Origin of the sequence: Pseudomonas sp. GW460-12-10-14-TSB1 (assembly GCF_017349775.1) — a bacterium.
Taxonomy (GTDB): domain Bacteria; phylum Pseudomonadota; class Gammaproteobacteria; order Pseudomonadales; family Pseudomonadaceae; genus Aquipseudomonas; species Aquipseudomonas piscium.
The window spans coordinates 44,631-67,853 of the sequence record NZ_JACNAC010000030.1 but is presented as its reverse complement, the minus strand read 5'-3'; the positions used below and the strand labels follow the sequence as shown (position 1 = coordinate 67,853).

General features: G+C 65.7%; 15 protein-coding genes. 1 reads left to right on the top strand and 14 read right to left on the bottom strand.

Annotated features, from left to right (window positions below):
* Window positions 1-10: 10 nt before the first annotated feature.
* The 14 genes from J4D52_RS18190 to J4D52_RS18125 all read right to left on the bottom strand — a co-directional run bounded on the left by J4D52_RS18190 (window position 11) and on the right by J4D52_RS18125 (window position 20,181).
* Window positions 11-1,042, bottom strand: coding sequence for an iron chelate uptake ABC transporter family permease subunit (locus J4D52_RS18190; RefSeq protein ID WP_102677295.1), 1,032 nt, complete (start codon window positions 1,040-1,042; stop codon window positions 11-13).
* Window positions 1,035-2,024 (bottom strand): iron ABC transporter permease, encoded by a 990-nt coding sequence (locus tag J4D52_RS18185; protein ID WP_102677294.1) that lies wholly within the window; start codon window positions 2,022-2,024, stop codon window positions 1,035-1,037. Before J4D52_RS18185 ends, J4D52_RS18190 begins: the two co-directional genes overlap by 8 nt.
* Window positions 2,021-2,914 carry an ABC transporter substrate-binding protein gene (locus J4D52_RS18180; RefSeq protein ID WP_102677293.1) on the bottom strand — a complete coding sequence of 298 codons (894 nt, stop codon included), beginning with the start codon at window positions 2,912-2,914 and terminating at the stop codon, window positions 2,021-2,023. The genes J4D52_RS18185 and J4D52_RS18180 overlap by 4 nt, the downstream gene beginning before the upstream one ends.
* Window positions 2,907-4,790 carry an IucA/IucC family siderophore biosynthesis protein gene (locus J4D52_RS18175; protein WP_102677292.1) on the bottom strand — a complete coding sequence of 628 codons (1,884 nt, stop codon included), beginning with the start codon at window positions 4,788-4,790 and terminating at the stop codon, window positions 2,907-2,909. Before J4D52_RS18175 ends, J4D52_RS18180 begins: the two co-directional genes overlap by 8 nt.
* A 4-nt stretch (window positions 4,791-4,794) precedes the next feature.
* Window positions 4,795-5,568 carry an HpcH/HpaI aldolase/citrate lyase family protein gene (locus J4D52_RS18170; RefSeq protein WP_102677291.1) on the bottom strand — a complete coding sequence of 258 codons (774 nt, stop codon included), beginning with the start codon at window positions 5,566-5,568 and terminating at the stop codon, window positions 4,795-4,797.
* Window positions 5,562-7,430 carry an IucA/IucC family siderophore biosynthesis protein gene (locus tag J4D52_RS18165; RefSeq protein WP_173678555.1) on the bottom strand — a complete coding sequence of 623 codons (1,869 nt, stop codon included), beginning with the start codon at window positions 7,428-7,430 and terminating at the stop codon, window positions 5,562-5,564. The genes J4D52_RS18170 and J4D52_RS18165 overlap by 7 nt, the downstream gene beginning before the upstream one ends.
* An 18-nt stretch (window positions 7,431-7,448) precedes the next feature.
* A complete protein-coding gene (locus tag J4D52_RS18160; protein WP_102677290.1) occupies window positions 7,449-8,864 on the bottom strand; it encodes a DHA2 family efflux MFS transporter permease subunit in 1,416 nt (471 codons plus the stop codon).
* Window positions 8,861-10,081 carry a type III PLP-dependent enzyme gene (locus J4D52_RS18155; RefSeq protein ID WP_102677289.1) on the bottom strand — a complete coding sequence of 407 codons (1,221 nt, stop codon included), beginning with the start codon at window positions 10,079-10,081 and terminating at the stop codon, window positions 8,861-8,863. Before J4D52_RS18155 ends, J4D52_RS18160 begins: the two co-directional genes overlap by 4 nt.
* Window positions 10,074-11,873, bottom strand: coding sequence for an IucA/IucC family siderophore biosynthesis protein (locus J4D52_RS18150; RefSeq protein WP_102677288.1), 1,800 nt, complete (start codon window positions 11,871-11,873; stop codon window positions 10,074-10,076). Before J4D52_RS18150 ends, J4D52_RS18155 begins: the two co-directional genes overlap by 8 nt.
* Window positions 11,874-12,096: 223 nt before the next feature.
* A complete protein-coding gene (locus tag J4D52_RS18145; RefSeq protein WP_102677301.1) occupies window positions 12,097-13,473 on the bottom strand; it encodes a diaminobutyrate--2-oxoglutarate transaminase in 1,377 nt (458 codons plus the stop codon).
* Between the two features lie 360 nt (window positions 13,474-13,833).
* Window positions 13,834-16,257, bottom strand: coding sequence for a TonB-dependent receptor (locus tag J4D52_RS18140; protein ID WP_102677287.1), 2,424 nt, complete (start codon window positions 16,255-16,257; stop codon window positions 13,834-13,836).
* A gap of 68 nt (window positions 16,258-16,325) precedes the next feature.
* A complete protein-coding gene (locus J4D52_RS18135; protein WP_102677286.1) occupies window positions 16,326-17,300 on the bottom strand; it encodes a FecR domain-containing protein in 975 nt (324 codons plus the stop codon).
* Window positions 17,300-17,809 carry a sigma-70 family RNA polymerase sigma factor gene (locus J4D52_RS18130; protein ID WP_007925423.1) on the bottom strand — a complete coding sequence of 170 codons (510 nt, stop codon included), beginning with the start codon at window positions 17,807-17,809 and terminating at the stop codon, window positions 17,300-17,302. The genes J4D52_RS18135 and J4D52_RS18130 overlap by 1 nt, the downstream gene beginning before the upstream one ends.
* Window positions 17,810-18,036: 227 nt before the next feature.
* Complete coding sequence (locus J4D52_RS18125) at window positions 18,037-20,181, bottom strand: phosphocholine-specific phospholipase C (RefSeq protein WP_102677285.1); 2,145 nt, start codon at window positions 20,179-20,181, stop codon at window positions 18,037-18,039.
* Between the two features lie 290 nt (window positions 20,182-20,471).
* On the opposite strand from J4D52_RS18125, the gene J4D52_RS18120 reads away from it, so the two are divergent.
* Complete coding sequence (locus J4D52_RS18120; protein WP_102677284.1) at window positions 20,472-23,180, top strand: hypothetical protein; 2,709 nt, start codon at window positions 20,472-20,474, stop codon at window positions 23,178-23,180.
* The last annotated feature ends 43 nt before the right edge of the window (window positions 23,181-23,223 follow it).

Genomic DNA, 23,223 nt, shown 5'->3' with positions numbered 1-23,223 from the left:
CGGGAATTCCTTAGTGCCGCTGGTTGATCAAAAGATAAAGAAAGAACGGCGTGCCCAGCACCGCGACAAAGATCCCCGCCGGCAGATCCAGGGGCAGGAACAGGGTGCGCCCGATCAGGTCGGCCAGCATCACCAGGTTGGCGCCGACCAGCGCCGCCATCACCGCCTGCCCGGCAAACCCCGGGGCCACCAGGCGCTTGGCGATATGCGGCGCGATCAACCCGACAAAGGCAATCGCCCCGCCCCAGGCCACCGCCGCCCCGGCCAGGGCCACGCTCACCAAGAGCAGGCCGGCGCGCAGCCACTGTACCCGCACACCGATGCCCTGGGCCAAGGCATCGTCCAGTTGTTGCACCCGCACCTGGCGCGCCAGCCACACCAGCAACGGCAGGATCGCCAGCAGCCAGCCGCCCAGGGCCCGCGGCTCCGGCCAGCTGGCGCCATAGACGCTGCCGGTGAGCCAGACATAGGCCGACAAGGTGGTGGTCAGCGGGCTGAACACCAGGACAAAGGTGGTCACCGCCGCCAGCAGCGCCGACACGCCGACGCCGATCAGCACCAGGCGCAGCGGCGAGGTGCCCTGCTTCCAGGCCAGCAGGTAAATGGCCAGGGCCGCCAATCCAGCGCCGAGCATCGCCGCCAGTGGCAAGAACTGCGGGCCCAGCAGCAGGGAAAAGAACGACAGGTACAGCACCGCCGCGGCACTGGCGCCACTGGTGATACCCAGCAGATCGGGGGACGCCAGCGGATTGCGGATGATGCTCTGCAAAATCAGGCCGGACACCGCCAGCGCCGCGCCGACCAGGGCCGCCAACAGCAGGCGCGGCAGGCGCAGTTGTTCGACGATAAACAGCAGGCGCTCGTCGCCGCCGTGCCACAGCAACTCCAGCACGGTCAGCGGCGACAGCTTGAGCTTGCCCAGGGACAAGGCACCGAGCATCACCAGCGCCGTCACCAGCAGCGCCAGCAACAGCCGCCACAGGGTCGCCAGGTCGATGCGCCGCGAGAAGCCGGCGGTGCGCAGGGTCAGGGTATTACTCATAACGACCTCCACGGCGCGCCAGGAAAATAAAGAACGGCGCGCCGAACAAGGCGGTCATCACCCCCACCGGCACCTCCTGCGGCAGGATCACCAGGCGTCCCAGGGTGTCGGCCAGCAGCAGGAGGATCGCCCCCAGCACCGCACAACCCGGCAGCAACCAGCGGTGGTCGATGGACAGGCTCTTGCGCACCATGTGCGGCACCAGCAGGCCAATGAAACCGATGCTGCCCGCCAGCGCCACCGCACTGCCCGCCAGGCAGATGATCAGCACGCTCATCAGCCAGCGGATCAAGCCGGTGCGCTGCCCGAGGCCGATGGCGATGGCTTCGCCGGCGTTGAGCACATTGACCTGCCCGGCCAGCAGCAAGGATCCCAGCAGGGTCAGCAAGACACCCACCAGCAGCGGCGCGGCCAGCGCCAGGTCACGCTCGGACAACGACCCGGCGAGCCAGAACAGCACGGTGTCCAACCCCTCCTCGTTGACCACCAGCAACGCCTGGCTGAAGGCGGAAAACAACGCGGTGATCGCCGCCCCCGCCAGGACGATGCGCAACGGGTTGAGGCTGCCCTGCCCGCGATTGCCGATCAGCCACACCAGGCTGCCGGCCAGCGCGGCGCCGATAAAGGCGCACCACAGCCACTGGCTCATGGACGACAAGGCAAACAGCGACGAGCAGAGGATGATCGCGAAGGTCGCCCCGGCGTTCACCCCGAACAACCCCGGCGACGCCAGCGGGTTGCGGGTCAGCGCCTGCATCAGCGCCCCCGCCACCGCCAGGCTCGCGCCCACGGCGACGGCCATCAGGGTGCGCGACAAGCGACTGTTGAAGATCAACTGCTGGCCGGCGCTCAGGCTGTCCGGCTGCAACAGGCCCTGGAGCAACTGCGAGGGTTCGATCCAGGTCGCCCCGGCCGCCAGGCTCAGGCCGGCGCAAAGCAGCAGGACGACAAACGCCAAGCCGAGTTTCAGGCCACGAGTCATGAAGGCGCCACCAGGCGGGCAATGTCATCGAGCATCAGGTTGGCCCCGAGGATCCCGCCGGAGAAACTCCAGGCGATGCCATCGACCCGCCACACCTGGCCCTGTTGTACGGCGTGCAGCTGTTGCCAGAACGGGTAATGCACCAGTTGCTCATAGTTGCGCTGTACCGCCGGGCTGTCCGCGCGCTGGAAAACGAAAAACAGGTCGGCATCGACCACGGGCAAGTTCTCCTTGCTGGTGAGTTTCAAATAGGTGCCCCGGGCTTCACGGGCGACCGGGCTCCAGGCGAAGCCCAGTTCGCTGAGCACCGAGCCGGCGAAACTGCCCGGCAGGAAACTGCGGATATGGTCCTCGCGCACGTCCAGCACCGATACCGTCAGCGGCCAGCGCCCGCCCATCTTCGCCTGCAACTGCTCGCGCAGTTTCGCCACCCGCTGCTGCCATTGCCCCAGCAGGCTGCTGGCCTGCTGTTGCCGGTTCAGGGCCGCGCCCATCAGCGCCAGGGTGCGCTTGAACTCGAAGACTTCCTCGAGCATCAGCACTCTGCCCATGCGTTCCAGCAGCGGCGCGATGCGCTGGTGGCGAAAGCGCGAGGCGACGATCACGTCCGGCTCCAGCAGCACGATATCCTCCAGGCTGGGCTGGGTTTCCAGGCCAACATGAGGGACATTCGCCAGCGCCGGGCGCAGGTAACGGAAGGTCGGCTTTTCGCTCGAGGACTCCACCACGCCGCAAGGCGTCACGCCCAGCGCCACGGCACTGTCGGTGGCGCCCTGGAACAGGGTGACCAGGCGCAGCGGTTCGGCGCGGGCGATCTGCGGCAATGCCAGCAAACCCAGGGACAGGCGCAACAGCGTGCGCCTGCAAGGATGGAGCACCGGATCAGGCATCGGCGGCCAGCCGCTGGAACGGGTTGACCACTTCGCCCTTGCCGAACGGCATGCTACCCGGGCCGCCGGCGCGTTCGATCATCGGCGTCAGCAGCAGCTTCTGCGGCCAGCGCGGCGCTTCGAACAGCTGGTGCTTGATCATCGCCCGCGCCTCGTCGTCGAAGTCGATGCTCTGCAGCAGCCCGTCCAATACCTGGCGCAAGGCGCTCCACAACTCGGTCGCCGGCAAGGCGTAGACCTGAGCCAGGGTGTCGATGATCGCCCGCACGTTGACCTGGATCGCCAGGGTCTGCAGCCAGAACAGCAGGTCCTCGGGACGCTGGTGGTAGAGGGTGTTGGCGTGGCCTTTCTTGATCCGGTACTCCGGGTCGGCCATGCCATTGCGCTCCAGCCACGGCACGAAGATCCGCAGCGAATCGTGGTCGCGCAGCAGCAGGCCCTGGGCCTGGCCGGCCTTCCACACCAGCACCGCGTTCTGCCCGTGCACCTCGCCGAGCATGCCGAGGCGGAACATCCGCAGGTTGACGTCGAAGAAGCGCTGGCACAGCTCGCTGAACAGGGTCAGCACCGAAGCCGCAGTCACTGGCAGTTGGCGGTACTGCATCCACTCATCGAAGAAGTGCCGGTTGCTGCCGGGCAATGGCGTGCCCAGGGCGGCCATTGGCAGCAGGCGGCAGTCCGGGTCGTCGAGCAAGGCTTGCGGGTAACCGCGGACCATCGCCGACAGGTGCCGCGGCGCCTCATCGAACAGGGTCGCCTGGGGCGGCATAAAGGCCCACCACTTGCTCTCGTCACACAGGTGCAGGCTCTGTTCCAGCACCGGGTCGAGGCGGCGCACCTGATGCAGCAAGGCCTCGCTGAGGCCGCCGTTGATCATCTTCACCGCCGGCAGGTAACGCGAGGCGCCCAGGGAATAGATGGCCATGGGCAGCTTCAGGTAGTCGGCGCTGGCGAAACAGGGGGTCATCGAACGCAGCGACGAGGTGGCGAACACCGTAGCTTCACTGAAGTCCAGGCGCTGGCAGTCGCCACGGGCGAAGGCATCGCCCAGTTGCGCCTGCAACACGTGCTCGAACTGCCACGGGTGCACCGGCAAGGCCACATGGCTGTCGCCGATGCCGCGCTCGCGCAGCTCGCCGGCCAACCGTACCTGCAAGGCTTCGGGCAACAGGTAGCGCGCCGGGTAGACCTGCTCCAGGTCCGCCACGCCCTCGCCGCATTGCAGCAGGCTCTTGTGCACCGCCACCCAGTTCAGCGCCACCGGCTGGGCGAACTCGGCCTGATACTGCTGGTATTCAGCCTGCAGCAAACCCTGCTTGGCCTTGGCCAGCGGGTGGTACGGGCGATCGCGCAGCGACGCCCACTGCTCCATGGTGCGCAAGAAGGTCGCGCCGTCCTGGGCCATCAGGCCCTGGTGGTCGACCCGGTGTTCCAGGGACAGGGCAGTCTGCCAGACGCTGATATGCAGCACTTCGAGGAACAGCGTCAGGCCCTTTTCGTTGTCCTGGAAACGCGGGCCCATGCCGGTGAACACCCGGCGCATGAAGTCCACCGGGCCCAGCGCGGTCCAGCGCTGCTCCTGGCGGGCCAAAACCTGCGTGCCCGGGACCTTTTCCCACTGCTGGGTGATGCCCGGGCGCAGGGCAATGCTGATAAAGCGCTGTTCCTGGGCGTCGCAGCACCATTCCCAGATTCGCTGCCGGGCATCCATGCCTTCAAGGGTTGGGGCTTCGAGGGCCGGGGCTTCAGGATGGGCCTGGCGCCATTGGCTGGCCGTCAGCAGCGGCAAGGGTTCGCGGCCAAAGAAATCTTCGGCCAGCAGGCAATCGATCAGGTCCTGCATCACCAGTTCGGCGGCCATGGTTGTGAAGTTCATCGGATTATTTTCCTTCTAGAGAAAGGGTGGCCAACCTGGCCTGGAGAGCACGAAAGGCAATGCCGCGTTCGTCGCCGAGGACAAAGGCCCGGACTCCGCGCTCGCGCCAGCGGCCCAGGTCTCCCGACTGTCGGGGAATGGCGCAGTACGGCACGCCGGCATGGTCCGCCGCCTGCCAGGCATCGAGCAGGGCCTGCTGGACCTGCGGCTGGTCGATCTGCCAGGGCATGCCCAGGGATTGCGAGAGGTCGGCCGCGCCTTCGAGGATCATGTCCAGGCCCGGCACCGCGGCGATCTGCGCGGCGTTGCGCACGCCGGCGGCGCTTTCGATCATCGCCACCAGCATGATCTGTTCATTGGCCTGCTCCACGTACTGCGCCAGGCTGTGCTTGCCGAAACTGCCGGGGCGCCCGGCGTTGAGGCTGCGCTGGCCCAGCGGGTGGTATTTGCAGGCGGCAATCGCCGCCTGCAACTGTTCGGCGGATTCGATCATCGGCAGCACTATGCCCTGGGCGCCGCCGTCGAGCAGGCGCAGCAGGGTCTTGGGGTTGAGGTCGGCGACCCGCACCAGCGGCGTCAGCTCGTAGGCCTCTGCCGTGCGGATCATGTGCTCGACGGTTTCCGGATTGATCAGCACGTGCTCCATGTCGATGATCACGAAGTCGAACCCGGCCTCGGCGATCAGTTCGATGGCCGCCGGCGCCGGGATCGAGCTGATCAGCCCGTACACCGCCTGCCCGGCCGCCAGTTTGCGTTTCAGCAGGTTGCTTCTCAGCATGCTTGCGGCCTGTAGGCATGGAGTGGATTGGGCACCGACTTGAAGCGCCGCTCGCCGTCGCCCAGCAGGCGGCGCTTGGTCAGCTCTTCCACCTCGTAGCTCGGCGCGAACACGTCGAACAGGCCGAAACGGTCGCGGTGCTGGGGATGGGCATTCTGGTAGTCGAGAATCACCTCGGCGGTCATCTGCCAGAACTGGCCTTCGTCCAGCTGGTAGTGCTGGCGCAGGAAGATCGCCATCTCCGCCAGGCAGATGAAGAAGAAACAGTCGCAGGAGAAATCGCGCACCGCGTTGACGTCATCGGTGAGGATGAAGGAATTGCGGTTGAGCTTGGCGTGGCTGGCCGGCAGCGGCACCAGCTCCGGGCACAGCTCGGGGCGCGCCAGGTGCGCCGGCGAGTAACGCACGCCGTCGTGGAAGTCCTTGAGGGCGATGCGCTGCGGCCAGCCCTGCTTGACGATCAGCACGATGTTCTGGCCGTGGGACTCCATGCCGATGCCTTCGGCGTAGAGCATGTGGATGATCGGCGGCACCGTCACCTGCAACAGTTGGCGGGTCCAGGCCTGCAGGCCGTACTGGCGGATCCAGGCGTCGATGAAGGGCAGCTGCGGCCCGCTGGCGTAGCGGTTCTCCACATGGCTCAGGCCGTTGAACGGCACGGCCTGCTCGTCCGCCTTCAGGTAGTGGTGGATGCTTTCGCGCCAGATCGCCCCCAGGGTGCCGTAGGCCTGGGGCCCGCGGGATTGTGGCAGGTGCTGGTAGTCGAAGCTGACCCCGGCCACTTCGCCGAGAATCACGAAATCCAGCTGGCGCGCGGTGCTGTCGCTGGCGATCAGCTGTTGCAGCCAGTCGGTGATGATCGGCCCGTTCATCACCGTGTGCCGGGCCAGGATGCGTGTGCTGGAAGTGTTGGTCATGCTCATGGCCAGCTTGACGTAGGGCCGCTCCTTGGCCGTGGCGTTGGCCAGGGTGCGGATCGACTGTTGGGCTTTGTACTGGTCGTCCGAGGTGCCGAGGTAGATCAGCTCGCCACTGAGCAGCTCCGGGTAGAAGGTCGAGACAATCAGGTTTTCCCACTGCCACGGGTGCACCGGCAGCAGCTGGTAGTCGTCCAGCGCCCTGCCCTGGCTGGCCAGCTGTTGCTCGACCTGTTGCCAGCGCTCGGCGCCCAGCTCCTGCCGGATAAAGGCTGGGAAATCGAGTTTTTGCGAATGGTTGAGCGAGGCCCGGTTGCGCGCCACCGCCAGCCAGACCACGGCGATCGGCGTGGCGAACTCCGGGCCGTAGGCCTGGTTGTCGGCCAGGGAAAAACCGATGCGCGACTTGTAGCACGGGTGATAGCTGTGGGCGTCCATGAAGTGCTGCTCCAGGGCGTCCACGTCCAGCTGGTGGGCCGGCTTTTCGGCCTGGTAACCCTGGCTGCGGGCTTGCAGGTCCTTGAGCTGGGTCTGCTCCAGTTCCTGGATGAAGCGCCCCAGGTGCGGGCTGTCCTGGTAGTCGCCGAGCAGTTCGGCCAGGGCCTGGTGCAGGTCCGGCACGCTGCGCTGGCCGCGGCTGTCGAGGCGCTCCAGGCTGGCGGAATCGAGGCGGATCAAATCGAAGCTGGCACTGAGCAGGCCATTGCAGTGGTATTCCACCCGCTCCTGCCGGCCATCGACGCCGAGCACTACAAAACGCCGCTGGCCACCTTCCAGCGGCTGGCTGTCGAACGGCAGCACGCCTTCATACAGCAGGGTCTGCAACAGCTGGCCGACCACCCGCTGCTGCACTTTTTCGTCGATACGCCCATCCACCGCGGCCAGCCAGGCGCCGGGGCCGGAATGCTGGCTTGAGGTTGTCGAGATTGCAGTCGCCATGTTCATACCTTGTGCAAAGAAGGGTTAACGGTGTTCGAGGGCGCCGGGCACTGCCTCGGCGGTCTCGTCGGAAAGGGGAAAACGCCAGGCACAGGGCAGTGCCAGCAGGATCAGCAGGCCGGTGACCACGAACACTTCACTAATGGCTCCGGACATGTTCGCCTGGGCCTGCACGCCGCCGTCGACCAGACGGAACTCCAGCCACAGCGAGGCGATGACAATCGCCAGGGACGACACCAGGCGCCGCGAGATGTTGTTCATCGCCGCGCCTTGGGTGACCATCGGCTCGGGCAAGGCATTCAGCCCGGCGGTGGTCACCGGCATATAGGACAGGCCCAGCCCGGCGCCGCGCAGCATCATCAGCACGAACACCAGGCCGATCGCCGCATCGGCCCGGAGCAGGCCCAGGGCCAGAGTCGACAGGCCGGTCAGCAGCAGGCCGATCGACACCACCAGCCGCGGCCCGTGACGATCCAGGGCGCTGCCGCCCATGCGCCCGAACAGGCTGGCGAATACCGCGGTGCACAGCAGCGCCAGGCCGGTCCAGATGGCGCTGTAGCCGAGCACCGTCTGCACCAGCAACGGCAGCAGCACCAGGCACTCGAACATGCCCACCGACTGCACCACGGCGATGATCACGCTCAGGCGATAACCGCGCAGGGCGAAGATCCGCAGGTTGAGCAGCGGCGCCTCGCGGCGCAGCTCCAGGCGGACAAAGGCCACCAGGCACAGCACCGCCACCAGCAGCATGCCCAGATTCAGTGGATCTACCAGCCCAGCGGCATGGTGCAAGCGGCTGATGGCGATCATCAGCAGGCCGATGCCCGTGGCGATCAGCAGGTAGCCGGCCAGGTCGAACGGCTTGCGCTCGGCCGGCTCGGCAGCCGGCAGTACCGCAAGGCCCATCAGCAGCGCGACGGCACCAATCGGCACGTTCATCAAAAACAGCGAACGCCAGCTGAACCACTCCAGCAGCAGGCTGCCGCACAGCGGGCCCACCGCCGGCGCGAGCATCACTGCCGCGCCCCACAGGCCAGTGACCCGACCGCGCTCGTCCTTGGCGTACACCGAGAAGATGATCGCCAGGGACAGCGGAATCATCAGCCCGCTGGCGATCCCCTGCACCACCCGCGCGGTGATCACCAGGGCAATCGAATCGGCCAAGGCACCGAGCAGCGAGCCACCGATGAACAGCGCCACGCCCCACAGGTACAGGCGTCGCCGGCCCAGGCGCTGGCTGAGGAAACTGGTGAGCGGCATGGTCATGCCCATGCTGGTCATGAAGGCCGCAACTATCCAGGTGGCCATCAGCGGGCCGATGGCGAAGGCTTCCATGAACGCCGGCAGCGCCGGGTTCAGTGAGCTGTTGTTGAGGCTGACAGTCATGGTGCCAAGCAGCACGTTGACCACCACCCAACTGCGCGGTGCCTTGAAACTCACAGACCGGCTCCTTCGAGCAATTCACCCTGGCGCAGGAAGTGCTGCGCCGGCCGTGGGTGACAGAGGAAATCGGCGTGGGAAATGTTGTAGCCATAGGCCCCGGCCATGGGCAGCACCAGCAGGTCGCCGACGCTGACGCCCTTGAGCGGTTGGGCCCGGCTCAGCACATCCTTGGGCGTGCACAGCTGACCGACCACGGTCCAGGCCTGCTCCGCGGTGTGCGCCGGCTGTGGGGTGCGCGGCAGGTGAATCAGCGGGTGGTTATGGCTCTGCGCCGCGGGCAGGCGGAACTGGTGGGTGCCGCCACGGCACACCAGGAAGTGCTCGCCATGGCTGGTCTTGGTGTCCAGCACCTCGATCACGTAGTAACCGCAGAAGGCGCTGATAAAACGCCCAGGCTCGAAGCGCAGGATCGGCGCCTGATCGCCCTGCCCCGCCAGCCGGCGTTCCAGGTAGCGGCACAGGCGCTGCCAGTCGAACTGCTGGCCACTGAGGTAATCGACGCCGATGCCGCCGCCGACATTCAGGTGGGTCAGCTGCTCGGGGTGCGCCGCCAGGGCCTTCCACAGCGGCCAGCGTTGCAGATAGAAATCCAGCAACTGCTCATGGCGCTCCACCGACTGCTGGTGGGACATGGCATGCACATGGAACCCCTTGAGGCACAGATGGCTGGCCCGGTCGACCCGCTGCACGGCCTCGGCCAGTTCCGCCTCGTCGATACCGAACGGCGTGGCGGTGCCGGCCATGGCCAGCCGGCTCGACTGGTTCTGCGGCAACTGCGGGTTGATGCGGATGAATACCGCTTGCACCCGCCCGGCTTCCGCGGCCAGGCGTTGCAGGCGCTCGATCTCGTTGAGGCTTTCCAGGTGCACGGCTTCCACCTGATGGGCCAGGGCCGCGCGCAGGTCGGAATCGAGCTTGCCGGGGCCGGAAAACACATAGGGCTTGCGGGTCGGACAGGCCACCACCCGCTCGATCTCACCGCCCGAGGAAATCTCGAAACCGCTGACCAGCGGAGCCAGCGCCGCCAGCACCGGCGCTTCGCTGTTGGCCTTGATCGCGTAATACAGCTCGACCCCGGCCGGCAACGCTGCCATCACCTGGCGCACATGAGCCTGCAAGGCGTCCAGATCGTAGATAAAGGCCGCCAGCGGGTCGGCACTGCCGGCCCGGGCCTGGTCGATGGCGCGCAGGACCGCCTGGGACAACTCAGCCATAACGGGCCTCCTCGCTCCATGGCGAACTCAGATTGACGTAGCCGGCCTGACGGTCGGCCTTGGCGGCCAGGCGCACCTTGAGGTTGGTCTTGCAGGCGATCGGCTGGCCGGCGATCAGCGCGTCCAGTTCCGGCGCCGGGCGTACCAGCTCGTCACGGATGCGCCGCAACTGCTGCTCGACCCGTTGCCACATCAGCGGCGCCAGGTGCGGGCGCTCCCAGCTCAGGGCCAGCACCGCTTCCGACAGGTTGTTGATCAGCAGGCAGTAGGTAATGCGGCTCCAGCCCTGCTCGCGGGAATACAGCAACGACTGGCGCACCCGCGGGTGCAGGCCGACCTCGATCTGCGCCATGCCCAGTTCGTCGGTGAGCTTGACCCCCTCGAAGTCCCGCAGCAGCAGCTGTTGCGGCTGGCCCTGGTCGTGGATCAGCACGCTGTTCTGCAGGTGCGGCTCCATCACCACGCCGTGGTTGAAGAACAGCGCCAGCACCGGGCGCAGCAGCAGCGCCTGGTACTGGTCGAACCAGTCCACCAGCTGTTCGTCCGCCAGTTCGCTGGCGTTGAAGCCTTGCAGGAAGTCATGCACCAGTGGCCGCGAATGGATGTCGCGGGCAAACAGGGTGCCGGCCATCACGCTGCGCTCGGCGCCGGCGCTGCGGCAGAAGTTTTCCCGCAGGATCGCCCCGGTCTGTTCGCGGAACCAATGGGCATCGGCTTCGCTGGCCTGCAACGGAGCCCAGCTCATGGAGCCCGGCTCGGCCACCGCCGACAGCCCGCCGAGGGTGTCGGCCTGGGTCCGCTGCAGGCGCTGGAACAGCTGGTCGATGATCAGCGTGCTTTCCAGCTCGTACCAGGCGTTCTTGCGCACGCAATTGGTGATGCGCACGTTCAGCGAGCCCTTGATGAAAAAGTCGTGGTCCTCGATGTACCAGGTGCGCATCGACGCCGTCGGGCTGGCGAGCGGCCCAGTCGGCCCGTGGTCGACCACCTCGCCCAGCTCCAGCAGGCGCTGCACCCGGCGGTCCTGCATGAACAGCTCGGCCTGCACCGGGTGCATGCAGATCATCGCGTGCCCCGGGCGCGCCCGGCCCTGGTCGGCGAAACCGGCCATGACCTGCTCCTCGCTGAGGCCGCTGGCGGTCACCCGTAGGCCCTGGCGCGGCACTTCGAACAGGTGCAGCGCGGTCTCGGCCTGGAACTCCGGGGCGTAGGTTTCCTGGGCCAGGTGCGCCGGCCACAGCCGGGCCTTGGGCGCCGGGTGGTTGGGGTGGCCAAACCACAGGCCCTGCTCGCTGGCCAGGTAGCCGCTCAGTGGCGCCGGGCCCTGGCCGTCCATGTTGTGGGCGACGATGGCGGCGGTCAGCAGCTGGCTTTGCAGCACCTGGTCCAGCAGCTCGTCGTTGCTGGCCCGGGTCATGTGTTCGCAGGCGCCGAGCAATTGCTCGACGAACTCGGCGAAGGCCAGGCAACGCCAGGTCTCGCCCTCGCGCCGGGCGTACACGTCCGACAGGTAACGATGGCTGCCCAGGTGGTCGCGGCGATCGACCATGACGAAGAACTGCTGCTGGTTGGGCAGGTCGATGGTCAGCGGGATGCCCTTCCATTCCAGGCCATCCAGGTAACTGCCGGGCGCAATGCCCTGCATCTGTGCCGGCCAGCTGTAACTGAGGCAGTTTTCCGGCAAGGCGAACTCTTTGATCAGGCAATTGAGCAAGGCGCGCGTGGTCGCCAGCTCACTGACCATCTTCGATAAAACATGCTTTGATAAAGCATCGCGATCTGAATAATTCATAGGTGCTCCACAGTAGCCCGTGCGGTCACTGGCTGCGTAATGTCGCGGCAAATAGTTAGTTGCTCTTCGGCCACACTGAAAGGCCGACAGATACCCGTCGGACGAAATCGTCCGTTTGCACTTTCAAATAAAAAATTTTCATCTGACAGTTTTTCTATCAGGAACTTAAAGTGTGAAAAACGACACACTTTTATCGAATCCGGTTAATCCCCGGAACCGCACTTCAAGAACGGGTCTGCAATAAAGCGTCCGCCACCGCGCGGGTAAACCGCTGGATAACTTGCTGGCACTGTTCATCGTCGATGACCAGCGGCGGCAACAGGCGAATCACGTTGCCCCGGCGTCCGCCGCGCTCCAACAGCAGGCCCTGTTTGAAGCAGTGCTGCTGGATAGCCACGGCCAGGCTCGGGTCCGACGGGAAATGCCCATGGCGGTCGGCCGGCTGGCGCTCGTCGACGATCTCGATGCCCAGCATCAGGCCGCGTCCGCGCACCTGGCCCAGGGCCGGATAGCTCTGCTGCAAGGCTGTCAGTTGCTCCTTGAGCCACTGCCCGCGGCGCTCGGCCAGGGCCGCGATGTTCTGCTCGCGCAGCACCTGCAGGGTCGCCAGGCCCGCGGCCATGGCCATCTGGTTGCCGCGGAAGGTGCCGGCGTGGTTGCCCGGTTCCCAGGCATCGAACTCGCGCTTGATGCCCAGCACCGCCATCGGCAGGCCACCGCCCACCGCCTTGGACATGACGATCATGTCCGGCTCGATGCCGGCGTGCTCGAAGGCGAACATCTTGCCGGTGCGGGCAAAACCGGCCTGCACTTCGTCGAGGATCAGCACGATGCCGTGCTTGCGGGTCACTTCGCGGATCGCTTGCAGCCAGCTGGCCGGCGCGCAGTTGACCCCGCCCTCGCCCTGCACCGCTTCGAGAATCACCGCCGCCGGCAAGGACACGCCGCTTTCCACGTCTTCGATGAACTGGGTGAAGTAGTGGGTCAGCGCCTCGACCCCGGCCTCCCCGCCGATACCCAGGGGGCAGCGGTATTCGTGGGGGTACGGCATGAACTGCACCCCCGGCATCAGGCCGGCGATGGCGTTCTTCGGCGCGGTATTGCCGGTCAGCGCCAGGGCGCCGTGGGTCATGCCGTGGTAGGCCCCGGAGAAGCTGATGACGTTGTGCCGCCCGGTGTGGGTCTTGGCCAGCTTCAGCGCCGCTTCCACCGCGTCCGCCCCGGACGGCCCGCAAAATTGCAGGCAGTAGTCGCGCCCCTGGCCCGGCAACAGGCTGAGCAGGGTTTCGCTGAAGGCGTCCTTGACCACTGTGGTCAGGTCCAGGGTGTGCATGGGCATGCCCGAGGCCAGAAAGCTGTCGAGGCTGGCCATGATCGCCGGGTGGTTGTGCCCCAGGGCCAGGGTGCCGGCGCCGGCCAGGCAGTCCAGGTAGGTCTTGCCTTCGACGTCGGTGACCCAGACCCCATGCGCCTTGGCGATGGCCAGCGGCAACTTGCGCGGATAACTGCGCACATTGGATTCGAACTTGCCTTGTCTGGCCAGATAGTCGGCATTGGTCTTTTGCAGAGGACTAGTGCGCAATATGCCATCATTCAACATCTGTTCACCCTCGTTAAATTCGACATGCAAATTATTATCATTAATAAAAAGGCGCAACTGCTTATTCGAACTTATTTGGAATATTTACATAGCGCTTTCGGATATAAGTTAACTATCGCGCGCACGCCAATAGCCAAGTTGATAAACCTGGAAAAAGTCATTAATGATGCCATGAGTTCGCCATGTTATTGCCATCTTTCTGACAACTTTGTTAGTTGCCATTAAATGGCCAATACCTCATTCAAGAGGCGGGCAAGTTCATCATGTAATAACGGGCATACATCCTTCCTCGACCGGGAACCGGTCATGGTCGATCAACAAAGCGGCGCGCCCTTCCCTGTGGCGCTTCGCATCGTTTTCTCAGAAACCCAGGGTTGCCGAGAGCAACAGGGTCCGCGGCGTCGCCAGGGTCAACCCCGGCTCGCTGTCGTCCGAGGCCCCGGCCGAACTCCAGTAACGCTTGTCCAGCACGTTTTCGACATTGGCGCGCAAGGTGATGTCCTTGTCGTCGAGCTTGAATGCGTAGCGCGCACCCAGGTCGAAACGCTCCCAGGAGTCGATTTCCTTGCTGTTGGCCTGGTCCAGGTACTGCGAGCTGGAATAGATGCCGCGCGCGGTCAGGGTCAGGCCCTGGACCTTCGGCACATCCCATTCGGCACCCAGGTTGACGTTGTACTTCGGCGTGGCCGGCGCCCGGTTGCCGTCGAAGGTGCCATTGGTGGTGTCCTTCAGTTCGCTGTCGATGTACATCACCCCGCCCAGCAGGCGGAAGCCCTTGAGCGGCTCGCCGAACACGCTCAACTCGACGCCGTCGTTCTGGCGCTTGCCGTTCGGGCCGAAGACCCGGGTGGTGGCGTTGGTCTCGTAGGCCGGCTGCTTGATGCGGAACACCGCGGCGGTCAGGGCGAACGCCCCGGCGTCGTACTTGGCGCCGGCCTCGACCTGGCGGCTGATGAACGGTGGGAAGATTTCGTCTTCGTTGATCGAGGTCGACGGCGCGATCTTGCCCTGGCTCAGGCCTTCCATGTAGTTGACGTACAGCGACAACTGATCGGTGGCCTTGAACAGCAGGCCACCCGAAGGCGAGACCTTTTCCTCGTCGTAGGCGGTGTCGCCCTTGATGCCGTCGCTCCAGTCGTCGACCTTGACCCGCTGCCAGCGTGCGCCGAGGGTCAGCAGCAGGCGGTCATCGAAGAAGCCCAGGGTGTCGGACAGCGCCACGCCGCTGAAGCGGTTCTCGGTGTAGACCTTGGGGTCGAAGCGCGTCGGCCGCGACGGGGTCGGCGTCGGCCGCGGGTTGTAGAGGTTGCTCGGGGACGCGGCATAACGCGCGCCGCCGTTTTCGAAATCCATGTAGAAGTAGCTGGCCGCCAGGTTGACCTCATGGCTCACCGGGCCGGTGTGGAACCAGCTGCGCACGCCCGCCGTGGTGGTGCGCACGTTTTCGTCGCGGGTGAAGTCGCGGGGCTGGACGCTGAAGTCGCCGGCGTCGTTGGTGATCGACACCGCATGACGGAGGAAGTCGTGGTTGCTTTTGCGCGCACCGACGCCGCCGTACAGCATGATCGAGTCGTTGACGTCGTATTCGGCATTCACCGTGCCGAAGGTGTCCTTGGTCCGTGCCTTGCTCCAGGACTGCGCATAGTTGTGCCGCACATCGTCGGCGTCCGGCACCTTGGCGTTGGCACCGATCTGCACCCGCTCCTGGGGCGCGTCGGTATCGCGCTCGGTGTGGCCGATGTCCGTCGACAGGCGCAGGCGCTCGCCACGGAAATCCAGGCCCAGCACCGCCATCTCGCGGTCGACGCTCTGGTGATCCCACTTGGTGTCGCCGGACTGCTTGACCGCGTTCAGGCGCACACCGAACTTGTTGTCCTCGCCGAACCGGCGGCCGATGTCCACCGCGCCGCCGACCTGGCTGTCGGAGGCGTAGCTGCCGGTGAATTCAGTGATCGGCTTGTCGGTGGCGCGCTTGGGCACCACGTTGATCCCGCCGCCGACGCTGCCCCGCGGCGAGATGCCGTTGATCAGCTGGGTCGGGCCCTTGAGGATGTCCACCCGGTCGGCCATTTCCATGTCGATGGTGTAGGTCGGCAGCACGCCGTACAGGCCGTTGTAGGCGACATCGCTGTTGAACAGGCTGAAGCCGCGGATGGTGAACTGCTCGTAGCGTCCGCCCGCCGGGTTGGTGGCGCGCACCGAAGGGTCGCTGGCGATCAGGTCGCCGAGGGTCCGCGCCTGCTGGTTCTTCACCACCTCGCTGGTATAGGTGGTCATGCTGAACGGCGTTTCCATGAAGTCCTTCGAGCCCAGCAGGCCCTGGGAGCCACGGCGCGCCACCTGGCCGCCGGCGAAGACGTCGCTGTCGGTCGCGCCGCTGGCGCCGAGAATCGAGGTCGGCGCCAGTTGCAGGCTGCTGCCTTGTGGCGCCGGGGTCAGGATATAAGCCTGTTCACCCACCGGTTGCAGTTGCAGGCCGGAACCCTGCAGCAAGCGGGCAAAGCCCTCTTCCACCCCGTACTCGCCGGACAGGCCGCTGCTGTTGCGACCGCTGACCAGCTGCGGGTCCACCGACAGGTTGACCCCCGCCAGGCCGGCGAAACGGGTCAGCGCGGCGCTCAGCGGGCCGGCCGGCACCTGATAGCTGCGCCGCGCGGCGTCGGCCGCCCAGCTGGCCTGGATAAGCAACGGACTGGAACTCAGGGTCAGCATGAGGCCCAAATGCAACAACGGACGCAGGCCCGGCGAAACCGGGCGCAAACGGAAAGGCAATACTGCGGGCATGGGAGGAAGCTCTCGTTTTTTGTTCACTTACCTGGAATGACCGGCGAGGCGAAAAAAAGGGACAGGCTTCAGCCAATATTTTTTGGCGGGGTGTTTTTCGGCTGGTTTTTCTGCGGGATCAGCGTCACCCAGTAGCGGGTGCGCGAATGCACTTGCAGCGGCAGGCTGGCGGCCAGCAGCGACAGCACGCGGTCGGTGTTGTCGAGACGGAAGCTGCCGGTGACGCGCAGGGCTTCCAGTTCCGGCTCCCAGCGCAGCAGGCCCGGACGATAACGGCTCAGCTCGCGCAGGAAATCCCCCAGCGGCTGGTTCTGCGCCATCAGCACGCCGTCGCGCCAGCCCGGCAGCTGTGCGTCGAAGGCGTCGATCTGGCCGGCGCCCTCCGCGCGCAGCCGGACCCGCTGGCCTTCGCGCAACTCCAGTTGCGGCCCGAACAAGGGTTGCAACTGCACCGAGCCGCTGACCACCGACACCCGGCAATCGTGCTCGTTGAGGCGTACGCAGACTTCGCTGCGGCTGACGATGATGCGGCCATAACGCGCCTGAATGGTCAGCGGCGCGCTGCCGGATACCTTGAGCGCCATCTCGCCGCGCACCAGGGTCACCTGCCGGGCGCCGAGGTCGACGTTGACTGCGCTGGCGGTGTTCAACTGCAAGGAGCTGCCATCGGCCAGGGGCACTGTGCGGTGTTCACCGGTGCTGGTCTGCAGGTCGGCGCGCCATACGTCCAGCGGTAGCTGGCGTGTCAGCAGCCAGGCGGTCGGCACCAGTGCGGCGACGCCGAGGGCGCGCTTGAGTACCGCGCGCCGCGACGGCTCGGGACGATCCAGGGTGGCCAGCGCCAGGGCCGACGGCAGCGCGGAGAAACGCTGGCGCAGCTGCTGCGCCTTCTGCCAGGCGCTTTCGTGACGGCTGTTGCTGTTGCGCCAGTGCTGCAGGCGGGCGTGATCGTCGGCGTTGGCCGCGCCGGATTCCAGCAGCGCCAGCCACTGGGCCGCCGCGCGGGCCACTTCGCGGGTTTCGCTGGACGGCGCCGAGCGCATCACAGCTCCACCAGCAGGCAGTGTTCGTAGGCCTGGGCCATGTAGCGCTTGACGGTGCGTTCCGACACGTCGAGGCGTTCGGCGATCTCGCGGTAGCCCAGCCCTTCCAGCTGGCTCCAGAGAAACGCCCGGCGCACCAGCGGCGGCAGGCCGTCGAGCAGTTCGTCGAGGGCTTGCAGGGTTTCCAGCAGCACCCAGCGCTGTTCCGGGGACGGCACGCTGTCTTCGGGCAGGCTGGCCAGCGCGTCCAGGTAGGCCTGTTCGAGTTTGCGCCGGGTATAGAAGTTGCTCAGCAGGCGCTTGCCCACGGTCACCAGGTAGGCCCGCGGCTCGCGCAGGTCGACCAGCTGCTGGGAGCTGGTCAGCACGCGCAGGAAGGTGTCCTGGCTCAGGTCCGCCGCATCCCAGGCGTTGCCCATGCGCTGGCGCAACCAGCTCTCGAGCCAGCTTCGATGATCGCGGTACAGGGCATGTAGGCTTTGCTCCGGTGGCGTCGCTGCTTCAATCATGTCAAGAGCCCTGCGCGAAGGATTATTCAAATGAGACTGATTCTAATTAATATTCATGAGGCAAACCAAGTCCTTTCGTGTGATTCGCTTGTAGTTTTCGTCTGACGGGGAAAATCGGCGGGCGCCCTGGGACCATGGTCCCAGGGCTATGAAGCGCTCCAGGCGCCAGGCCTGGTGGGGAGCTGAAACAGTGCCCGGCCCCTTGCGGGCCGGGCACTAGTGCGCGGTTACACGCCCATCAACGGGTCGCTGATGCTATGGGCCCCGGTCTCCAGGCGCCCGGCCAGGCGTCGCAGCCAGCCGCCCTCGGCGCGCACAGTCAGGTCGTACCAGCCGCCGCTGGCCTGGCAGGCGAACATCTGGTGGATCTCGCTTCGCCCGGGCACGTCGAAACGCCATGGCCCCTGATGGGTGTAGGGGCAACGGTCGATGGTGATCGACACCGGCTCCTTGCTCGGGTTGCTCAGGGTCAGTTGCAGGTTGTTGCCGCGGCTGAACATCGACACCTCGGGCTGACGCAGCAGCAGGTTGCCGTGGAAGCTGCGGTGGAAACCGTTAGGCCCCAGCAGCCACAGCTTGTAGTGCCCGGCGGTCTGCCAGCTGTCCTTGAGCTGCTTGCCCGCCTCCACCGTATAACGACGGGGAATGTCCAGCAGGTGCAGGCGATCGTAGACATGGAACACCGCGCCCTGCTCGCCACTGTTCTGCAGGCTCAGGGTCAGGCTCAACGCCTTGCGCTTGGCCTTGGCCTCGACATTCAGCCGATACGGCAAGGCCCGCGACGGCCGAGCCACGCGCTGCTGCTGCGGCAATTGCTGGCGGCTGGGGTCCGGCAGCGGCACCTGGGCCAGTTGTTCCTGGCGCTGGCGCAGCAGGTCCGCGGCCTGGCGGGTGGTGGTGTGCAGCGGCGGGAGGATTTCGCTGTTGGGATTGACGAAGTTGAAGGCCGAGGTCAGGTCGCCGCACACCGCGCGGCGCCAGGCGCTGATGTTCGGCTCGCGCACGCCGAAGCGCTTCTCGAGAAATTGCAGGACCGAGGTATGGTCGAACGCCTGGGAGTTGACCCAGCCGCCACGGCTCCACGGCGACAGCACCAGCATCGGCACCCGTGGGCCCGGGCCGTAGATGCCGCCGTCCGGACGCGGTTGCTGGGTGGTCCCCGGTGGCGCCGGGTGGGTGAACACTTCACTGTCGAAATCCACCGTGGACTTGCCGGCGAAGCTGCCGTCCAGGCGTCGTGAAGGCGCCGAGGGCGACGGCACATGGTCGAAGAAACCGTCGTTCTCGTCGTAGTTGACCAGCAGCACGGTCTTGCTCCAGACCTCGGGGTTGTCGGTCAGCGCCTTGAGGATTTCCTGGGTGAACCAGCCGCCCTGCACCGGGCTCGACGGCCCCGGGTGCTCGGAATAGGTGGCCGGCGCGACGATCCAGCTGACCTTGGGCAGCTTGCCCTGCTGCACGTCGTTGCGAAACCCCGCGATCATGCCTTCCAGATCACTGCCGCTGCGGGCCGGCAAGGTGTTGCCATTGCCCTTGTACAGCGGCACCCGGGCATTCAGCGCGTCGCTGTAAGGCACGAAGGCGGTGAAATCTTCCGGCGGCTGCGCCGGGTTGCCGGCCGCCACGCTGGCGCGGCGGTACTGGCGGAAACCGGCCAGGGGGTTGTCGCCGAAGTTGTCCGGCAGGTACTGGTAGATCTTCCAGCTGACGCCCCGCTCTTCCAGGCGCTCGGGGTAGGTTTTCCAGGTGTAGCCGACGTCCACCGCGCCCGGGCCGTCCCATTCGTTGACCACCGCCGCCACGTTGGCGCCGGTCGGGCCGTTGGTGCCGGTCCAGTGGAACAGGCGGTTGGGGTTGGTCCCGGCGTGCACCGAACAGTGGTAGGCATCGCACAGGGTGAAGGTGTTGGCCAGGGCGAACTGGAACGGCAGCTCCTGCTCGCGGTAGTAGCCCATGGAGGTGTTGGTCTTGAAGGTCGGCCAGGCGCTCATGCGCCCGCTGCCCCAGGCCGCGTGCTCGTCGATCCACGAATGCGGCGTGCCGTTGACCCGCTGCGCGTTGCCCCGCGAGCTGTCCAGGTGATACGGCAGCACCACTCGCCCGACGCCCTGCTGCTCCCACACCGAACGCTTGCCGGGCAGTGGAATGGTGAAGCGGTCGCTGAAACCGCGCACCCCGGGCAAGGTGCCGAAGTAGTGGTCGAAGGAGCGGTTTTCCTGCATCAGGATCACCACGTGCTCGACGTCGCGGATGGTGCCGGTGCGGTTGTTGGCGGGGATCGCCAGGGCCTGGCGGATGGAGTCTGGCAGTAAGGTAAAGGCCGATCCGATGGCGGCGGCCTGCATGAGCTTCCTGCGAGTGAGAGTAGGCATACGCGGTTGAATTCCTTGAAGTTACAGGGCGGGAAATAGCGACCCACGCAAAGTAGTGACCTCAAGTAACAAGCAAGTTACACGGCGGTTGCAGGCCGGGGTCAAGGCATTCATTGATCCTGATACAGCCGCATTAACTCTCTAAGCCGATGATTTTTAATTACATTTCTAAATAAAGAATATTTCGTGAACTTCATCCAGAGTTGCTCCTTGTATTCGGAAAAATCTGACGGCGTTCTGCTTTAATCCTATTTGCACAATGCCACTACTTCAGTTTGCAAGGAGCAATCATGGACTCGACCCAGCATTACGAGGGGGAAAGGAAGCGCATCGAGAACCGCCGCACTGCATTGGGTCTCAAATACCTTCCCGCGCCGGACGGCCAACCCCTCAAGACCTGGGGGCTGGCGTTGTCCGGCGGTGGCATCCGCAGCGCCACCTTTTGCCTGGGGGTGCTGCAGGCGATGGCCCGGGCCAACGCGCCGGAACAGGCCAACCCACGAAAGTCGAGAACACCACAAGACAACCTCACCACCACCCTGCTGCCGCGTTTCGACTACCTCTCCACGGTCAGCGGCGGCGGTTATATCGGCAGTTTCTTCTCCAGCCTGTTCATCCCCAATCGCCTGCGTCGGGAGCAGGCCCAGGAGCACGCCGAAGCCTCGCACCTGTCGCCCGCCCAACAAGCGGCCAGGACCGCGGCGGTCAACGCCTATGAAGTCCTGCGCTACGAGCCGCCGGGACGCATCAGCACCGGCATCGACTATTCCAGCGAAAAAGACATCGGCAAGGGCCCTACAGCCTGGCTCCGGGAGAACGGCCGCTACCTGACCCCGACCGGCTCGGGGGACGCGCTCTACGCCCTGGCGATCACCTGGCGCAACTGGCTGTCGCTGCACTTCGTCATCGGCATGCCGATCGTGCTGCTGCTGTCGTTGCTGATGCTGATACAGGTGGAATACCTGCCCAATCTGTTCCTGCTGCCCGGCGCGGTATTCATTCTAGGCCTGCTGCCCTGCTGCCTGGCCTACTGGCTGGTGCTGCCGAAAAACAGCCTGAGCAATCCGCCGGCCCTGAGCAACCTGGCGGCCGCGGCCTGCACGGTGATGGCCCTGGCCTTCGTCGGCATCTGGGCGCTGCTGCAACAGCCGGACGACAGGCCGAACGTGCGCCTGCTGTTCCTCGGGTTCGCCGCCATCGCGCTGCTGGGCATCCTCTACGCCTGGCTGCTGATCTGGCGCCTGAAGTACCGGACCCGCAAGGCCAACGACGAAGACGGGATCTTTACCGTGCGCAACTACCGGGTCGAGGTCACCCGGGTGCTGGCGCAGATCATCATCGCCCTCGGCGTGGTGCTGTTCGCCGCGTTCCTGGTGTCGCTGTCCGAGGCGATCTACCTGCACCTGCAGACCCTGACCCAGGGCACCATCGGCATCCTCCCGGTGCTGATCTGGCTGGTGCGCCGCCTGGCGCTGTTGCGCGACGAAAAGGTCCTGCCGGACTGGCTGCGCCTGCTGCCCCTGGAGGTCATGAGCCTGCTGGGCGGCCTGCTGTTGCTGGCGGCGGTCTGCCTGGTGTGGATGCTGTTCGTGGTGTGGGTCACCGCCGATGGCAGTTTCAACCTGCTGGAAAACGGCCATGTGCTGCGGCTGCTCCTGCTGGCGGGCGTCGCGGCAGTCCTGACCTGGGTCAGCAGCCGCTTCGTCGGTTTCCTCAACACCTCGTCCTTGCAGGCCTACTACAGCGCCCGCCTGATCCGCGCCTACATGGGCGCCACCAACGGCAAGCGCTTCGACGGCACGCCCGAGCAACGACGCAAGCACATGAGCGTGGCCGAGCCGCTGAGCAACGACGACATCAGCGTCGAGCACTACTACGGCACGCCCAGCGCCGGCCCGCTGCACCTGATCAACGTGACCATGAACCTCACGGTCGACCCCGCCGAGCAGCTGGTGCAGCGCGATCGCAAGGGCAAGCCGCTGTGCCTGGCGCCGGGCAGCGTCAAGGGTGAAGGGACCTTCATCCTCGACGGCAAGGTCTATCAGCGCGACCTGGACAATATCCCCGCCTCGGAAATCGCCTACCCGCTGACCATCGGCCAATGGATAGGCATCTCCGGCGCGGCCTTCACCACCGGCCTGGGGCGCGCTACCAGCCTGGGCATGTCGCTGCTGCTGGGCCTGGCCAACGTGCGCCTGGGCAACTGGTGGCCCAGCCGCTTTATCGACGCCAAGCCGGAAAAGCCCAAGCAATCCCTGGGCCTGAAGCTGTCGCGCTGGCTGCCGACCCAGACCTACCTGTTCTACGAATTGACCGCGCACTTCCATGGCCATCGACGCGCCTATCAGTACCTCTCCGACGGTGGCCACTTCGAGAACACGGCGGCCTACGAACTGCTGCGCCAGGAGCGCCAGGTCGAGCTGATCGTGATGTGCGACTGTGGCTGCGACCCCGATTACCAGTTCGACGACCTGAGCAATTTCATCCGCCTGGCGCGCATCGACCACGGCCTGGAGATCAGGGAAGACACGCGAATCACCGAGGACGAGGTGCTGGGCAGCGTGTTCGGGCGCATGGCGCATTTCAAGACCGCGCCGTCAGAGGCGGACCGTCGCTGCGCCCTGTTGCTCGACGTCTACTCCTGCCTTGAGCCGGGCACCCCGATCAGTCGCATCCTGGTGCTCAAGCCGCGGCTGATCGCCTCGGTATCGCTGGACGTGCAGAACTACGCGCTGCTCAACAAGAGCTTCCCCAACCAGCCCACCGCCGACCAGTTCTTCGACGAAGCGCAGTTCGAAAGCTATCGCAAGCTCGGCCTGAGCATCGGCCAGGAGGTTTTCGGCAATGGGCTCAACGGCAATACCATCGCCCAGGCGCTGTGGCGCTACCTGCGCGAACAGTCTGCGGGAAACGCGCACGAGGATGACCCGCCCAAGCCGCCGCGGCCGAGCCGCAATGGCCACCGCCGCCCTTCGGCAGACAGGCATCCCCCCGCATGACGCTGGAAATGGCGATGGCCCTGCAGGTCCGCGGCCAGGAAAA

What these genes read in the sequence shown, in the direction of transcription:
- J4D52_RS18145 (WP_102677301.1), bottom strand. Translation starts at nt 13,473, where the DNA reads ATGTTGAATGATGGCATATTGCGCACTAGTCCTCTGCAAAAGACCAAT.
- J4D52_RS18130 (WP_007925423.1), bottom strand. Translation starts at nt 17,809, where the DNA reads ATGATTGAAGCAGCGACGCCACCGGAGCAAAGCCTACATGCCCTGTAC.
- J4D52_RS18165 (WP_173678555.1), bottom strand. Translation starts at nt 7,430, where the DNA reads ATGAACATGGCGACTGCAATCTCGACAACCTCAAGCCAGCATTCCGGC.
- J4D52_RS18140 (WP_102677287.1), bottom strand. Translation starts at nt 16,257, where the DNA reads ATGCCCGCAGTATTGCCTTTCCGTTTGCGCCCGGTTTCGCCGGGCCTG.
- J4D52_RS18135 (WP_102677286.1), bottom strand. Translation starts at nt 17,300, where the DNA reads ATGCGCTCGGCGCCGTCCAGCGAAACCCGCGAAGTGGCCCGCGCGGCG.
- J4D52_RS18175 (WP_102677292.1), bottom strand. Translation starts at nt 4,790, where the DNA reads ATGAACTTCACAACCATGGCCGCCGAACTGGTGATGCAGGACCTGATC.
- J4D52_RS18170 (WP_102677291.1), bottom strand. Translation starts at nt 5,568, where the DNA reads ATGCTGAGAAGCAACCTGCTGAAACGCAAACTGGCGGCCGGGCAGGCG.
- J4D52_RS18120 (WP_102677284.1), top strand. Translation starts at nt 20,472, where the DNA reads ATGGACTCGACCCAGCATTACGAGGGGGAAAGGAAGCGCATCGAGAAC.
- J4D52_RS18150 (WP_102677288.1), bottom strand. Translation starts at nt 11,873, where the DNA reads ATGAATTATTCAGATCGCGATGCTTTATCAAAGCATGTTTTATCGAAG.
- J4D52_RS18185 (WP_102677294.1), bottom strand. Translation starts at nt 2,024, where the DNA reads ATGACTCGTGGCCTGAAACTCGGCTTGGCGTTTGTCGTCCTGCTGCTT.
- J4D52_RS18125 (WP_102677285.1), bottom strand. Translation starts at nt 20,181, where the DNA reads ATGCCTACTCTCACTCGCAGGAAGCTCATGCAGGCCGCCGCCATCGGA.
- J4D52_RS18155 (WP_102677289.1), bottom strand. Translation starts at nt 10,081, where the DNA reads ATGGCTGAGTTGTCCCAGGCGGTCCTGCGCGCCATCGACCAGGCCCGG.
- J4D52_RS18180 (WP_102677293.1), bottom strand. Translation starts at nt 2,914, where the DNA reads ATGCCTGATCCGGTGCTCCATCCTTGCAGGCGCACGCTGTTGCGCCTG.
- J4D52_RS18190 (WP_102677295.1), bottom strand. Translation starts at nt 1,042, where the DNA reads ATGAGTAATACCCTGACCCTGCGCACCGCCGGCTTCTCGCGGCGCATC.